Below are 15,444 nucleotides of genomic sequence, written 5' to 3'. Positions count from 1 at the left end.
TCCTTATGATTTAAGTCCTTACCTCATATTGGTCCGCCCCTGTTTGCCATTGGTGCCTCACTGGCGACGAACGGTCCTACGCTGCTTGTAAGATTTTATGTGGCGAGACACGGCGCCAGATCAGCCGCCCTACGGTGATCAGCCAGTTGAACGAAGCCACGGCCACCACGCTCATCAACAGGGTCGGCATGCCGTATTCGACGATGACCTTGCCGGCCAGCAACGGAAAGCCGAACACCCCGATAAAGTACGACAAGCTGAACAGCAGCAGTGCCTGGGAGGTAGTGCCCGCTGGAGCCTCATTGGCTGCCAGGCCGTTGATCACTGAATAGGTCAGGCCATAACCCACTCCCAGGGTGATGGCCGCCAACAGGTAACTGAAGCTGTCGTTGACCAGGAAGCCGAACATCAGGATCGACACCAACATCACCCCAGACAAGACACACGCAGCCCAATAGGGATCACGCTTGACCACGATGCTGGCGATCAACAGGCGGCTGGTGATGGCCGCACTCATGAACCCCAGGAAGAACAACGAATAGTCCAGCGAGTGAGTCGCCGCATAGCTGGTTTGAAACGACGACAAGCCACCAAACACGCAACCGCCCAGGCCCACCATGATGATGGCGAACACCGCTTTGGAGGACAGCACCTGGCGTGTCGCGGGCCAGGAGATTTTCGACACGGCGGCGACGCCTAGCAGGTTGGGGCGCTGCTGGAGCTGCGCACCCAATCGCCAGAACATCACCACGCCTGCCAGGCTCGCCAGTGCCGCGATGTAGAACGCTGCAGTCAACGGCAGATCGAAGGCATTCGCCGCGCGCCCCAGCAGCGGCCCCGAGCCTATGCCGGTCATCATGCTGCCCGACAGCAGGGCAAAGTATTTGGCGCGCTGCGTGGGTTCCACCAGCATCGCCACGATGATCGGGCCCAACGTGTAAAACACACCCCAGCCCAGCCCCAAGGATAAACCGAAGAGCATCAAGCTTTCGCCAAAACCGGGTGCCAGGGCAAAGCCCAGGCAGGCCACCACCAGCAAGACACCCAGGCAGGCGATGGACCGCGCTGCGCCCAAGGCGTCCGATAAATGCCCGGACACCATGACCGCGCCGAACGTACTGAGCATCGCCATCGAGATCACGCTCCCGGCGTCATGCTCATTGCCACCTCGGGCGTGAATCAGCAGCGACAGCAGAAAGGTCGAGCCGTACGACAGCGACAGCAGGTAACTGGCAAGGCAGAACAGGGCGAATAGTTTTCCGCCAACCGGTGGAGTGGAGCGCATGATCAAACCTGTAGTTCGTTGGATTTATGCCAGGTTTTTTACCATGCGCGGCAAGACGGTTTGTTCAATGGTTAGCGGTTTTTGCATTAGCGCTGGGCGGAGTAACGACGCATTTATTGGGCGCCGATCTCTTCAATGAAAGTGTCCATGAATCCCTTCAGTCGCTGATGGCGAACCTGCGCCATATGTTGTCCCGTCGCGGTTTGGAAACCATCGGCCAGGTGCAGCAGCTTGGTCTGGAAGTGATCAAGGCAAAAGCGCTTGTCGTCATAGTCCCGATTCAGGGCAGTAGGATCAGCCGGGTCATACAATGCGCTGCCCATGCGCCCGGCGGTATAGAACGTGCGGGCCACGCCGATCATGCCCAGGGAGTCGAGGCGGTCGGCGTCCTGAACGATCCTGGCTTCCAGGGAGTTGGGTGTAAGCCCCGCAGAAAAACTGTGAGTCTCGATGGCATGGGTGACGGCGGCGATACGGGCTGGCTGCCAATCCAGAGCCTGCAAAACCTTCCTGGCCTTAGTCGCGGCCAGCGCGGAAGCTTTCGAGCGCAAGGGTGAGTTCTTTTCCACCGCCACGCAGTCATGCAGCAATACCGCCGCTAGCAGCACCTCAAGGTCACCGCCTTCCTCGGCTTGAATCGAGCGCGCGTTGTGCCACACCCGCTGCAAATGGGACAGGTCGTGGGCGCCATCTTCTGAAGGTTCCAGAGCGTGAGGCAATAAGGTATCGGCAAGGGCAGACAAGGGAGAGAAGGGCATGAGGATTCTCAAAGGACGAATACCTACAGGGTAGTCGCGAATGAAATTGCACTGCAATCAGTCATCAAACCCCCTTAGTATGTGTCCTTTCCTTTGATCCCAAGGCCCGTCCATGACCATCGAGATTCGCCCCGCCGTGCCCAGCGATGCTGCGCAGATCCTGACCTTTATCACGGAGCTGGCCGACTACGAGAAAGCCCGCCACGAAGTGATCGCCAGTGTGGTGGACATCGAGCGCAGCCTGTTCAGCGAAGGCGCCACCGCCCACGGTCTGATCTGTCTGCGGGACGGTTTGCCGATTGGTTTTGCGGTGTTCTTTTTCAGCTATTCCACCTGGCTGGGCAGTAACTGCCTGTACCTGGAAGACCTCTACATCAACCCGGAACAGCGGGGCGGCGGGGCGGGCAAGAAGTTGCTGCGGCACCTGGCGAAAATCGCCTTCGACAACGGCTGTGGGCGCTTCGAGTGGAGCGTGCTGGACTGGAACGAACCGGCCATTGCCTTCTATAAATCCATCGGCGCTCAGCCTCAGGAAGAGTGGGTACGCTACCGGATGGAAGGCGACGCACTGCGCGAATTTGCCCAAGGCTGAGAGTGGGAACGATCTAACCAGCGAAGTGAAACCCTTGTGGGGCTCGACAGTTCCCACATTTGTTTTCCGTTGCCTTGTAGGGCTGTGTGCACCTAACTGACTGTTGTCAGTTTTTTTGTATGGTCTCCCATTATATGGGATGAGTAATTATATATTGAGATGTTTCAGGTTCTGGGTTTATAGTCTTCTGCATCAGCACTCACTACCAAAAATAAAACAGGTGAAGCGATGCAGCCTCAACCGTTGTCGTTACCCGCCGTGCCCGAGCCAACGTATGGCGAGCGGCTGAAAAACAAAGTGGTGATCATCACTGGCGCCGCCCAGGGCATCGGCGAGGCCATCGTCGCGTGCTTCCAGGCGCAACAGGCGCGCCTGGTGATCGGTGATATCCAGGGCGAGAAGGTCGAGGCGGTCGCCGCCCATTGGCGTGAACGCGGTGCCCAGATCTACGCGCAGCCAGTCGACATCACCTCCAAGGACCAATGGCGCGCCCTGGTGGATGTCGCCATCGAGCGTTTTGGCCGCGTCGATGTGCTGATCAATTGCGCGGGCGTCAACGTGTTCCGCGACCCGCTGGAGATGACCGACGAAGATTGGCGCCGTTGCTTCGCCATCGACCTGGATGGCGCCTGGTTCGGCTGCCGTACCGTATTGCCGCATATGATCGAGCAGGGCATCGGCAACATCATCAACATTGCCTCGACCCATTCCAGCCACATCATTCCCGGCTGCTTTCCCTATCCGGTGGCCAAGCACGGCTTGCTCGGCCTGACCCGCGCCCTGGGCATCGAATACGCACCCAAGGGCATCCGCGTGAATGCCATTGCGCCGGGCTATATCGAAACCCAGCTCAACGTCGACTACTGGAACGGTTTCCCCGATCCCCATGCCGAACGCCAGCGCGCCTTCGACCTGCACCCGCCCAAGCGCATCGGCCAGCCCATTGAAGTGGCAATGACCGCGTTGTTTCTGGCCACCGATGAAGCGCCCTTTATCAATGCCACCTGCCTGATGATCGATGGCGGGCGGTCGGTGATGTACCACGACTAAACCCTATAACTCTCCAATAACAAGAGGTGGTTTATGTTCAAGAAGACAGTGCGGACTTTGGCGGTAGCCGTGGCACTCAGCAGTCTCAGCGCCCTTGCATCTGCCGAAGAAGTAAAGATTGGCTTCCTGGTCAAGCAAGCCGAAGAGCCCTGGTTCCAGACCGAATGGGCCTTCGCCGAAAAGGCCGGTAAGGACCATGGCTTCACCGTGATCAAGATTGCCGTGCCCGACGGCGAGAAAACCCTCTCAGCCATCGACACCCTCGCCGCCAACGGTGCCAAAGGCTTCGTGATCTGCCCGCCGGACGTGTCCCTGGGCCCTGCGATCATGGCCAAGGCCAAGCTCAACAATCTCAAGGTGCTGGCGGTGGATGACCGCTTTGTCGACGCCAAGGGCAAGCCCATGGAAGACGTACCTTACGTTGGCCTCGACGCCTACAAGATCGGCCAGAAACAAGGCGAGGCCATGGCCACCGAAGCCAAGCATCGTAACTGGGACTGGAAGGAAACCTACGCCGTCATCAACACCTTTGACGAGCTGGAAACCGGCAAGAAACGCACCGACGGTTCGGTAGAAGGCCTCAAGGCCGCCGGCCTGCCGGCTGACCATATCCTGTTCAGCGCGCAGAAAACCCTCGACGTCCCAGGGTCAATGGACTCCACCAACTCGGCCTTGGTGAAACTGCCCAGCGGCGCGAAAAACCTGATCATCGGCGGCATGAACGACAGCACCGTGCTGGGCGGCGTACGCGCCACCGAAAGCGCCGGCTTCAAGGCTGCCAACGTGATCGGCGTGGGCATCAATGGCACTGACGCCATTGAAGAGCTTAAAAAATCTGATACCGGCTTCTACGGCTCGATGCTTCTGAGTCCCGACGCGTCCGGCTATAAAACCGCCACCGCAATGTTTGAGTGGGTTACCAAAGGCACCGAGCCGGCCAAGTTCACCGCATTGGATAACGTGACCTTGATCACCCGCGCCAACTTCAAGGAAGAGTTGAGCAAGATCGGTCTGTGGAAATGAACACCGCCGCAGCAGAAAGCCTGCGCTTCAACGGTATCGGCAAGGAGTTTCCCGGGGTGAAAGCCCTGGCGCAGATCAGCTTTGAAGCGCGGCCCCATTCGGTGCATGCGCTGATGGGCGAGAACGGCGCGGGCAAGTCGACCTTGCTGAAAATCCTCGGCGGTTTCTATCCGCCCAACAGCGGCAGTTTGCAGTTGGGCGAGCGCAGCGTCAGTTTCAAATCGGCGGCAGACAGCATCGCCAATGGCATCGCCGTGATCCACCAGGAACTGCAACTGGTGCCGGAAATGACCGTCGCCGAAAACCTGCTGCTGGGGCATATGCCGTCGCGCTGGGGCGTGGTCAATCGCGGGGCGATGGTGCGCAAGGCGCGAGAATTGCTCAAAGGCCTGGCAGACGAAATCGACCCGAACGTGCGCCTCGGCAGCCTGTCCCTCGGCCAACGGCAGTTGGTGGAAATTGCCAAAGCCATGTCGCGCAATGCTCATGTGATTGCCTTCGACGAACCCACCAGCAGCCTCTCGGCCCGGGAGATCGAGCGGTTGATGGTGATCATCGCCCGGCTGCGGGACGAAGGCCGGGTGATCCTTTATGTGTCCCATCGCATGGAAGAAGTGTTCCGAATTTGCGATGCGGTGACGGTGTTCAAGGACGGGCGCTTTGTGCGCACGTTTGAGGACATGCAGCAGTTGAACGTCGATCAATTGGTCAACTGCATGGTCGGGCGCGATATCCAGGACATCTACAACTACCGGCCTCGCGAGCATTTTGGCGAGGCGTTGCGGGTCGAGGGTTTGCTCGGGCCGGGGTTGCAGGAACCGGTGAGCCTGAAGGTTGATAAGGGCGAGATTCTTGGGCTGTTCGGTTTGGTCGGGGCAGGGCGCACGGAGCTGTTGCGACTGTTGGCCGGCCTGTCTCGCAGCGTGCAGGGCGCGCTGGTGTTGCATGGCCAGGCGCAGACGTTCAAGTCGCCACGGGATGCGATTGCGGCGGGTGTGTTGCTGTGTCCGGAAGACCGCAAGAAGGAAGGCATCGTGCCTCGCGCCAGCGTCGCCGAGAACATCAACATCAGCGCCCGCCGCGACCATGCCCGCTTCGGCTGGCTGATCCAGGGCGGCTGGGAGCGGGACAACGCCCAACGGCAAATCAGCGCGATGAACGTGCGCACGCCGTCAGCGGATCAACCGATTTTGTACCTCTCCGGCGGTAACCAGCAGAAGGCTATTTTAGGTCGCTGGCTGTCGATGCCGATGAAGGTCCTGCTGCTGGATGAGCCGACTCGCGGTATCGACATCGGGGCCAAATCCGAGATCTACCAGATCATCCACAACCTGGCCGCCAGCGGTATTGCGGTGATTGTGGTGTCCAGCGACCTGATGGAAGTGATGGGCATCTCCGACCGCATCCTGGTGATGAGTGAAGGTGCCCTGACCGGCGAATTGACCCGCGATCAAGCGGACGAAGCACGGCTGCTGCAATTGGCGCTTCCGCGTACGCGGGACTGAAGAATACGAGGTGGGTATGTCACAGGTAAAAACCGCGAGAAGCTTCTGGCCGGGTTTCAACCAGCGCAAGTTTCTCGACGATTGGGTCATGCTGTTAGCGGCCTTGAGCATCTTTGTGCTCAGCGCCGTGTTTATCGACAACTTCCTCTCGCCGCTGAACATGCGCGGCCTGGGCCTGGCGATTTCTACCGTCGGGATTGCCGCTTGCACCATGTTGTTTTGCCTGGCGTCGGGGCACTTTGACTTGTCGGTGGGCTCGGTGATTGCCTGCTCGGGCGTGGTGGCGGGGATCGTGATTCGCGACACCGACAGTGTTGTTCTTGGCGTGTCGGCGGCATTGGCCATGGGCCTGGTGGTGGGGCTGATCAACGGCATCGTCATCGCCAAGCTGCGGATCAACGCATTGATTGCGACCTTGGCGACGATGCAGATCGTCCGGGGGCTGGCGTACATTTTCTCCAACGGCAAGGCGGTTGGGGTGATGGATGAAGGCTTCTTCGTGTTCGGTAACGGCCAACTGTTTGGCGTGCCGGTGCCGATTGTCATCACTGTGCTGTGCTTTGTATTTTTCGGCTGGCTGCTGAATTACACCACCTACGGGCGCAACACCATGGCCATCGGTGGTAATCAGGAAGCGGCGCTGTTGGCCGGGGTGAACGTTGATCGGACCAAGATCATCATTTTTGCCGTACACGGTGTGATCGGGGCGTTGGCGGGCGTGATCCTGGCATCGCGGATGACCTCGGGGCAGCCGATGATTGGCCAGGGTTTTGAGCTGACGGTGATCTCTGCGTGCGTATTGGGCGGTGTGTCATTGAGCGGTGGCATTGGCATGATTCGGCATGTGATTGCCGGGGTGCTGATCCTGGCGATCATCGAGAACGCGATGAATCTGAAGAACATCGACACCTTCTACCAATACGTGATTCGTGGCTCGATCCTGTTGTTGGCGGTGATTATCGACAGGATGAAACAACGCTGAGGGTGAATGGGCTTTTTGTGGCGAGGGGGCTTGTCCCCCGTTGGGCTGCGAAGCAGCCCCAGAACCAGCCAATCCCGATCTGTCTGAAAACAGTGATGACGCTATTGGGGCTGCTGCGCAGCCCAACGGGGGACAAGCCCCCTCGCCACAGTGATCATCAGCGCCCATAATGGCCGCCGTTTTCGTACCCCCACATAGGCCCGATATGCAGGAAAACGCCCACATTCCCGTCAAAGACACCGCCCCCACCGGCACCCAGACCCTGCTGCGTGGCTTGGGCGTGGTGCAAGCGGTGGCGGCCGGCGCGCGGGATCTCAAGGAGATTGCCAAGCGCATCGGTACTACCCGCAGCACCACTCACCGCCTGGCCAGTTGCCTGGTGGAAGAGCGTTACCTGCGCGTGGTGCCACAGGTCGGCTACCTGTTGGGCCCGAAGCTGATCGAACTGGGCTTCCAGGCCCGTGAAGAACTGCCTCTGGTGACGTTGGCCGTTCCGTATCTGGACGAGTTGTCGGCATTGACCGGCGACACCATCCACCTGGCCATTCGTGAATTCGACGACGTGCTCTACCTGCACAAGAACCCCGGCCGCAACGGCCCGGAAATGCGCTCGCGGGTCGGCCATCGCATGCCGCTGGCGCGCACCGGGATCGGCAAGGCTTTGCTGCTGGATGACACGATGGAAGAGTGGCAGCGTTTGTATCAGGTCAGCTTGCCGGCTGGCGGGAAAAACCTGCAGTGGCCGCAGCACCCGGAACAATCCTGGGCGCAGTTCGAGCAGCGCATGCAAGAGTATGTGGCGGGCGGTTATGCGTTCGACCTGGAAGACAACGAACCGTCGATCCGCTGCGTGGCGGCACCGGTGCGCGATGCCAGCCGGAGGATTGTCGCCGGCATCAGCATCGCCAGTACCGTGCCCTACATGCCACTGGAAAAAATGGCCGAGCTGATTCCCGTGGTCAAACAGGTTGCAGCCAGGCTTTCAGCGGAGTTGGGCGCGAAGGCCTGAATACCGTCTTGAACCTCACTGGACAAGATCCCGTAGCAGTTGTCGAGCGCCAGCGAGGCTGCGTCTGCGATGTGTCAGGTACACCGCAGACGTAGCCTCGCTGGCAGCTCGACAACTGCTACGTGGGTGGGGCGGTTGGTTAGGCCTTCAAGGTCGCCATGTCGATCACGAAGCGGTACTTCACATCGCCCGCGATCATGCGGGTGTAGGCTTCGTTGATGTTGCGGATGTCGAGCATTTCTATGTCGCAGCTGATGCCGTGTTCGGCGCAGAAATCCAGGACTTCCTGGGTTTCGGCAATGCCACCGATCAACGAACCGGCCAGCACTTTACGGCCCAGGATAAGCTTGGCGGCGTTGACGGGCGGGTCCACGGGTTCAATCAAACCTACCAGAATATGCACGCCGTCAAAGCGCAACACGTCGAGGTAGGGGTTGAGGTCGTGCTGCACCGGAATGGTGTCCAGCAGGAAGTCGAAATGCCCGGCTGCGGCTTGCATCTGCGCCTCGTCGGTGGACACGATCACGTGATCGGCGCCCTGGCGACGGCCTTCTTCAGCCTTGCTGGCGGAGCGGGTAAACAGCGTGACTTCGGCGCCGATGGCCTTGGCCAGCTTGATGCCCATGTGGCCGAGACCACCCATGCCCAGCACGCCCACCTTGTCACCGGCCTTGATCCCGTAGTGCTTGATCGGCGAGTACATGGTGACGCCGGCGCAGAGGATTGGCGCTGCGCTGGCCAGGTCGAGCTTGGCCGGGATCTTCACTACAAAGTGTTCGCTGACCACGATGCTGTCGGAGTAGCCGCCCATGGTGTTGCTGCCGTCCACTCGGTCCGGAGTGGCGTAGGTCATGGTCGGGCCTTCGAGGCAGTATTGCTCCAGGTCCGCGTGGCAGGCGTCGCAATGGCGGCACGAGTCGACCATGCAGCCAACACCGACCAGGTCGCCGACTTTATGTGCGGTGACGCTGGCGCCGACAGCTGTGACCTTGCCGACGATCTCGTGGCCCGGCATCAGCGGGTACACGGCGATACCCCATTCGTTGCGTGCCTGGTGGATGTCGGAGTGGCAGACGCCGCAGTAGAGGATTTCGATCGCCACGTCGTCGGCGCGCGGGCTGCGACGTTCGAAGGACATCGGGGCGAGGGGAGTGGTGGCCGATTGGGCGGCGTAACCGATGGCGGTGTACATGGAGAACCTCGCAAAAGCAGTGACAGGTGAGGTGGGGCATTCTCCGCGCCGGTCCTTGTGACGGCCATGGCGATTGCTCCGAGTCTCATGCCTATTCGTCCGGGAGTGCCCCTTGATTGGCTGCATCTGGCGCCGAACCTGCGATGATGCTGTTATCCCCTTTTTGCGAAGTTTTTTGTCATGTTGTTGACCCGTCATCTCGACGCCAATGCTGCGTTGGTCGCCTTGATCGAACCGCTGACACCCTGCGACGGTTTCTCACCCACGAACCTGCCCGGCGTGCAGGTGTTGCGCGCCAGTTGTGATGTGGCGCGGGGGCCGCAGATCTACGAGCCGAGCCTGATGATCGTCGCCCAGGGCAGCAAGGTCGCGTACCTCGGCCCGCGCACTCTGGAATATGGCGCCGGGCACTATCTGATCCAGGCGATGCCGGTGCCCTTCGAGTGCGAGACTTTTGCCATGCCCAATGCGCCGCTGTTGGGCGTCACCGTGGGCATTGACCGGGTGGTGCTGGGGGAATTGGTGATGGCCATGGGCATCAAGCCTGGGCCACCGCCGGCGGCGCAAACCCTGGAGTCGATGAGCTCGGTGGTGCTCGATGACGCCATGCGCGGTTGTGTTGAGCGGTTGTTGCAGTGCCTGCATGATCCGCTGGAGAGCCGGATCATGGGCCCGGCGCGGGTGCGGGAATTGCTGTTCACCGCCTTGCGTGGCCCTCAGGCCGATGTGTTGCGGGCGTTGGTGGAGCAGCAGGGGCAGTTTTCCCGGGTGGCCACCTCGTTGAATCACCTGCATGCCCATTACGCCGAGCCGCTGAATATCGAGACCCTGGCGGGGTACGCCAATATGAGCGCGTCCACCTTCCATGAGCATTTCAAGCGCTGCACGCTGCTGTCGCCGGTGCAGTACCTCAAGCGCTTACGCTTGCTCAAGGCCCAGCAGTTGTTGCTGGTCGAAGGCATGGGCGTGGCGCAGGCGGCGCACAGTGTGGGGTATCAGAGTACGTCGCAGTTCAGCCGGGAATATAAGCGCTACTTCGAACGTAGCCCCGGGGACGAGCGGGCTGCATAAACGCGGTCAATGTGGGAGCTGGCTTGTCGGGCCGCCGCATCGCTGCGATGGCATCACCTAGGTTTGAATGAGACACCGAGTTGCCTGCATCGCGGGCAAGCCCGGCTCCCATAGAACGCGGCTCCCACAGTTAACTGAGTCGGGCAACAAAAAGGCCCCCATTCGGGAGCCTTGATGTTCAAGCCGCTGACTTACATGTTCGGGTAAGTCGGCCCGCCCGCACCTTCCGGTGTGACCCAGGTGATGTTCTGCGAAGGGTCCTTGATGTCACAGGTCTTGCAGTGCACGCAGTTCTGGGCGTTGATCTGGAAGCGCTTCTCGCCGTCTTCCTTGGTGACCACTTCATACACGCCAGCCGGGCAGTAGCGCTGCGCCGGTTCATCGTAGAGCGGCAGGTTGGTGCCGATCGGGATGCTTGGGTCTTTCAACTTCAAGTGGCACGGTTGTTCTTCTTCGTGGTTGGTGCCAGAGATGAACACCGAGCTCAGTTTGTCGAAGCTCAGCTTGCCGTCGGGTTTCGGGTAGTCGATCTTCTGGCTGTCTTTGGCCAGCTTGAGGCAGGCGTAGTCCGGCTTGGTGTCGTGCAGGGTGAACGGCATTTTGCCGCCGAGGATGTTCTGGTCGAACCAGTTGAAGCCGGCACCGATGATCGGGCCGAACTTGTGCATCGCCGGGCCGAAGTTACGGCTGGCGAACAGTTCGTCGTAGAGCCAGCTCTTCTTGAAGCTGTCGACGTAAGCGGTCAGTTCGTCGCCGCCTTCGGACTCGGCGAACAGACGATCAGCCACAGCCTCGGCCGCAAGCATGCCGGACTTCATGGCCGTGTGGCTGCCTTTGATCTTGGCGAAGTTCAGGGTGCCCAGGTCGCAACCGATCAGCGCGCCGCCCTTGAACACCATTTTCGGCAGCGAGTTCAGGCCGCCCTTGCAGATAGCACGGGCGCCGTAGCTGATGCGCTTGCCGCCTTCCAGGTACTGGGCCAGCACCGGGTGATGTTTGAGGCGCTGGAACTCGTCGAACGGCGACAGGAAGGTGTTGCTGTAGGACAGATCGACGATCAGGCCGACCACCACCTGGTTGTTTTCCAGGTGATAGAGGAACGAGCCACCGGTGTTCTCGGCGCTCATGATGTCCAGCGGCCAACCGGCGGTGTGTACCACCAGACCTGGCTGATGCTTGGACGGGTCGATTTCCCAGATTTCCTTCAGGCCGATGCCGTAGTGCTGGGCGTCGGCGTCGCTGTCCAGATTGAAACGCTGGATCAGTTGCTTGCCGATATGCCCGCGGCAGCCTTCGGCGAACAGTGTGTATTTGCCACGCAGTTCCATGCCTGGAGTGTAGAGGCCTTCTTTCGGGTTACCTTCGCGGTCGACGCCGAGGTCACCGGTGATGATCCCGCGTACTACGCCGTTCTCGTCGAACAGCGCTTCCTGGGCGGCGAAGCCCGGGTAGATTTCCACACCCAGGTTCTCGGCCTGCTGGGCGAGCCAGCGGCACAGGTTGCCCAGGGAAATGATGTAGTTGCCTTCGTTGTGCATGGTCTTGGGCACAAAGAAGTCAGGAACCTTGGTGGAAGCCTCGGGGCTGCGCAAGACATAGATGTCATCACGCACCACGGGAGTGTTGAGCGGTGCGCCGAGTTCTTTCCAGTCCGGGAACAATTCGTTCAGGGCACGTGGTTCAAACACGGCACCGGAGAGGATGTGAGCGCCGACTTCGGAGCCTTTTTCGACCACGCAGACGCTGATTTCCTTACCGGCTTCGGCGGCCTTCTGCTTCAGTCGGCAGGCGGCAGACAGGCCCGCCGGGCCAGCGCCGACGATGACCACGTCGAATTCCATGTATTCGCGTTCCACAGGCTATCTCCTACTCAAGGCTCTACAGTTTTTTTTCTAATGGGTGGAGGTTCGGTGTTGTATCCGTCATTGCTGCATACAAAGGGCAGCGGATGACCCACCTTTCTCTCTAGGTGGCGCATTATATCTACACCACTCTCAGCGTCCAATACAAACGTTTGTTTGAATTGCTCGCAAGCTAGGTAAATCAAAGCAGCGCGGCTTATAACTGACCATTTTGGCGTATTGACCAGAATAGGCGTTCCGGTCAAGATACGGTCGGTTTTGCGCATCCCGTAGGCAGACTGTAGGTTTCAAGGCCACCTCTAAAGGCAGGGCTAAGGCAAAAAGGTGACGCGCAATCAGACGATGGCGCGCAGTTTACACGCCGCGATAATGAATGACCTCTCAGTCACCACTGACGAACGGTCATCACTTTCATCGCCGTGTCACCTGTTTACGATTGCCGGCGTTTTTGGAGGTGCCCTTGTGTGCCGATGAGCATCAACCGCCAGGTTCGCCTAGGCGACTTTCTTTTCACCGGAGAGTAACGAGGAATCCATGAAGGTTCTTGTAGCTGTCAAACGCGTTGTCGATTACAACGTGAAAGTTCGCGTCAAGGCGGACAATTCCGGCGTCGACCTCGCTAACGTCAAGATGTCGATGAACCCTTTCTGCGAAATCGCCGTGGAAGAAGCGGTACGTCTGAAAGAGAAAGGCGTAGCGACTGAAATCGTCGTCGTCTCCATCGGTCCGACCACTGCTCAAGAGCAGCTGCGTACCGCGCTGGCGCTGGGTGCCGATCGCGCCATCCTCGTCGAATCCGCTGAAGAGCTGACTTCCCTGGCCGTTGCCAAACTGTTGAAAGCCGTTGTCGACAAGGAACAGCCTTCGCTGGTGATCCTCGGCAAACAGGCCATCGACAGCGACAACAACCAGACTGGCCAGATGCTGGCTGCACTGACCGGTTACGGCCAGGGCACCTTCGCCTCGAAAGTCGAAGTGAGCGGCGACAAGGTTGCCGTGACCCGCGAAATCGACGGCGGCGCACAGACGGTTTCCCTGAAACTGCCGGCCATCGTCACCACCGACCTGCGTTTGAACGAGCCGCGCTACGCGTCCCTGCCAAACATCATGAAAGCCAAGAAGAAGCCTCTCGAAGTGCTGACTCCGGACGCTTTGGGCGTTTCCACTGCCTCCACCAACAAAACCCTGAAAGTCGAAGCGCCAGCTGCACGCAGCGCGGGTATCAAGGTCAAGTCGGTGGCTGAACTGGTCGAGAAACTGAAAAACGAAGCGAAGGTAATCTAAAAATGACTATCTTGGTAATCGCTGAACACGACAACAAGGTTGTGGCTCCGGCCACCCTTAACACCGTGGCTGCCGCTGCGAAAATCGGTGGCGACATCCATGTGCTGGTCGCTGGCCAGAACGTTGGCGCCGTGGCTGAAGCCGCTGCAAAAATCGCTGGCGTGAGCAAAGTATTGGTAGCCGACAACGCTGCCTACGCTCACCAACTGCCGGAAAACGTTGCTCCTCTGGTTGCCGAGCTGGGGGCTGGCTACAGCCACATCCTGGCTGCTGCTACCTCCAACGGCAAAAACATCCTGCCGCGCGTTGCTGCGCAACTGGACGTTGACCAGATCTCCGAGATCATCTCGGTAGAAAGCGCCGACACCTTCAAGCGCCCGATCTATGCCGGTAACGCCATTGCTACCGTGCAGTCCACTGCGTCGGTAAAAGTCATCACCGTACGTGCTACCGGTTTCGACCCGGTTGCCGCCGAAGGTGGTTCGGCTGCCGTTGAAGCTGTTGCGGCTGTCCACGACGCTGGCACCTCCAGCTTCGTTGGCGAAGAGCTGGCCAAGTCCGATCGTCCAGAACTGACCGCTGCCAAGATCGTCGTTTCCGGCGGCCGTGGCATGCAGAACGGCGACAACTTCAAGCACCTGTACGCCCTGGCCGACAAGCTGGGAGCTGCCGTCGGTGCTTCCCGCGCTGCCGTCGACGCAGGCTTCGTACCCAACGATATGCAGGTCGGCCAGACCGGCAAGATCGTTGCGCCACAGCTGTACATCGCCGTCGGTATCTCCGGCGCGATCCAGCACTTGGCCGGTATGAAAGACTCCAAAGTGATCGTCGCGATCAACAAGGACGAAGAAGCACCGATCTTCCAGGTGGCTGATTACGGCCTGGTCGCGGACTTGTTCGAAGCCGTACCTGAGTTTGAGAAGCTGGTCTAATCCGCCGGCTTCACTTATAAAGAGCCCGGTCTGTTGACCGGGCTTTTTTTTGCGCGTCAATTTTAGAATGGAGAGTCACGCCATGGAATTGCGTCCCTGGACCGTACTGCTGAGCCTGTTGCTCTTGCCAACCTTGTCCCTTGCCGCTGGCAAGTGCGAGCGTCTGGTGGTGACCGGTAGCCCGGACGCACCGCCCTACCTGTGGCGTGATCCCCAAGACCCTACGCACCTGATCGGCGCCAGTGCCGACCTCTTGCAACAGGTCGGCAAGGACCTGGGTTTGAAAATCGACCTGTTGTACGGTGGCAAGCGCTCCCTGGCCCTGGACGAAGTGCGCAGCGGGCGCATGGACATCCTGGCCGATGCGCCACTGACCACCCGTGAGCTAGAAAGCCTGGACTACATTCACCCGGCGCTGGTGCAAACCGACTACCTGGTGTGGACCCGCAAGGATTCAGCGCTGGTCTACAACGCGGCCGCCGACCTACACGGGTACAAGGGCGCAGTCTCGCAAAGGGCACGTTTGAGTCGTGACTTTGAAGCCTTCGCCACTGAGCAGTTGACCTTGCAGCGCACGCCAACCGTGACTCCGGCCTTCCAGAAGTTGTTGCTTGGCGAAGTGGACTACGTAGTCGCAGGGCGCTACTCCGGCATGGCCATGGCCCAGAGCCTGGGCATGGACAAGGACTTGGTGGCTCGGGAGCTGCCCATTGATCAGCCGGGTCTGTTCCTCGCCATTTCCCACAACTCGGCCTGCAACGATCCGTGGTTGCGCGGACAGCTCGCCAAAAAGATGACAGAATTGCCCGCGTCCGGTCTGGCGCAAACTGCGCTGCAGAGCAATCTGCAACGCTGGAAGGCGCAATTGCAGCAACCCGTCGGTACCCCAACAAAGTAGG

Annotated in this window: 14 protein-coding genes; 10 read left to right on the top strand and 4 right to left on the bottom strand. The window is 59.7% G+C overall.

Going from position 1 to position 15,444, the window contains the following annotated elements; all coding sequences use genetic code 11:
* Positions 1-76: 76 nt before the first annotated feature.
* Both HKK55_RS17320 and HKK55_RS17315 read right to left on the bottom strand, forming a co-directional pair.
* On the bottom strand, positions 77-1,285 hold the full coding sequence (locus HKK55_RS17320; protein WP_169355797.1) for an MFS transporter: 1,209 nt from the start codon (positions 1,283-1,285) through the stop codon (positions 77-79).
* A 113-nt stretch (positions 1,286-1,398) separates the two neighbouring features.
* On the bottom strand, positions 1,399-2,043 hold the full coding sequence (locus HKK55_RS17315) for an HD domain-containing protein (protein ID WP_169355796.1): 645 nt from the start codon (positions 2,041-2,043) through the stop codon (positions 1,399-1,401).
* A gap of 112 nt (positions 2,044-2,155) precedes the next feature.
* Here HKK55_RS17315 and HKK55_RS17310 point away from each other — a divergent pair, with 112 nt between their 5' ends.
* The 6 genes from HKK55_RS17310 to HKK55_RS17285 all read left to right on the top strand — a co-directional run bounded on the left by HKK55_RS17310 (position 2,156) and on the right by HKK55_RS17285 (position 8,204).
* Positions 2,156-2,635, top strand: a complete 480-nt coding sequence (locus tag HKK55_RS17310) for a GNAT family N-acetyltransferase (RefSeq protein WP_155583144.1) — start codon at positions 2,156-2,158, stop codon at positions 2,633-2,635.
* 228 nt (positions 2,636-2,863) lie between these two features.
* Positions 2,864-3,685 carry an SDR family oxidoreductase gene (locus tag HKK55_RS17305; RefSeq protein ID WP_169355795.1) on the top strand — a complete coding sequence of 274 codons (822 nt, stop codon included), beginning with the start codon at positions 2,864-2,866 and terminating at the stop codon, positions 3,683-3,685.
* 33 nt (positions 3,686-3,718) lie between these two features.
* Complete coding sequence (locus HKK55_RS17300) at positions 3,719-4,708, top strand: substrate-binding domain-containing protein (RefSeq protein WP_169355794.1); 990 nt, start codon at positions 3,719-3,721, stop codon at positions 4,706-4,708.
* The gene (gene araG, locus HKK55_RS17295; RefSeq protein WP_169355793.1) at positions 4,705-6,213 is read left to right on the top strand and encodes an L-arabinose ABC transporter ATP-binding protein AraG; all 1,509 of its coding nucleotides are present in this window, start codon (positions 4,705-4,707) and stop codon (positions 6,211-6,213) included. The genes HKK55_RS17300 and araG overlap by 4 nt, the downstream gene beginning before the upstream one ends.
* A 16-nt stretch (positions 6,214-6,229) precedes the next feature.
* Positions 6,230-7,195 (top strand): L-arabinose ABC transporter permease AraH, encoded by a 966-nt coding sequence (gene araH, locus HKK55_RS17290; RefSeq protein WP_155583140.1) that lies wholly within the window; start codon positions 6,230-6,232, stop codon positions 7,193-7,195.
* A gap of 205 nt (positions 7,196-7,400) precedes the next feature.
* The gene (locus HKK55_RS17285) at positions 7,401-8,204 is read left to right on the top strand and encodes an IclR family transcriptional regulator (RefSeq protein ID WP_169355792.1); all 804 of its coding nucleotides are present in this window, start codon (positions 7,401-7,403) and stop codon (positions 8,202-8,204) included.
* A 139-nt stretch (positions 8,205-8,343) separates the two neighbouring features.
* Here HKK55_RS17285 and HKK55_RS17280 read toward each other — a convergent pair whose 3' ends face one another.
* Entirely contained in the window at positions 8,344-9,396 is a 1,053-nt protein-coding gene (locus HKK55_RS17280) for an NAD(P)-dependent alcohol dehydrogenase (protein ID WP_169355791.1), read from the bottom strand.
* A gap of 180 nt (positions 9,397-9,576) precedes the next feature.
* Here HKK55_RS17280 and HKK55_RS17275 point away from each other — a divergent pair, with 180 nt between their 5' ends.
* Positions 9,577-10,467 (top strand): AraC family transcriptional regulator, encoded by an 891-nt coding sequence (locus tag HKK55_RS17275; RefSeq protein WP_169355790.1) that lies wholly within the window; start codon positions 9,577-9,579, stop codon positions 10,465-10,467.
* 191 nt (positions 10,468-10,658) lie between these two features.
* Here HKK55_RS17275 and HKK55_RS17270 read toward each other — a convergent pair whose 3' ends face one another.
* Positions 10,659-12,323 carry an electron transfer flavoprotein-ubiquinone oxidoreductase gene (locus HKK55_RS17270; RefSeq protein ID WP_169355789.1) on the bottom strand — a complete coding sequence of 555 codons (1,665 nt, stop codon included), beginning with the start codon at positions 12,321-12,323 and terminating at the stop codon, positions 10,659-10,661.
* 540 nt (positions 12,324-12,863) lie between these two features.
* Between HKK55_RS17270 and HKK55_RS17265 the strand changes: the two genes are divergently transcribed.
* From HKK55_RS17265 to HKK55_RS17255, 3 genes are all read left to right on the top strand, one after another.
* Positions 12,864-13,613 carry an electron transfer flavoprotein subunit beta/FixA family protein gene (locus HKK55_RS17265; RefSeq protein WP_169355788.1) on the top strand — a complete coding sequence of 250 codons (750 nt, stop codon included), beginning with the start codon at positions 12,864-12,866 and terminating at the stop codon, positions 13,611-13,613.
* A 2-nt stretch (positions 13,614-13,615) separates the two neighbouring features.
* Positions 13,616-14,545 carry an electron transfer flavoprotein subunit alpha/FixB family protein gene (locus HKK55_RS17260; RefSeq protein ID WP_169355787.1) on the top strand — a complete coding sequence of 310 codons (930 nt, stop codon included), beginning with the start codon at positions 13,616-13,618 and terminating at the stop codon, positions 14,543-14,545.
* Between the two features lie 82 nt (positions 14,546-14,627).
* Positions 14,628-15,443 (top strand): ABC transporter substrate-binding protein, encoded by an 816-nt coding sequence (locus HKK55_RS17255; protein ID WP_169355786.1) that lies wholly within the window; start codon positions 14,628-14,630, stop codon positions 15,441-15,443.
* The last annotated feature ends 1 nt before the right edge of the window (position 15,444 follow it).

Origin of the sequence: Pseudomonas sp. ADAK18, from assembly GCF_012935695.1 — a bacterium.
GTDB lineage: Bacteria > Pseudomonadota > Gammaproteobacteria > Pseudomonadales > Pseudomonadaceae > Aquipseudomonas.
This window is presented reverse-complemented; position numbering and strand designations above follow the sequence as displayed.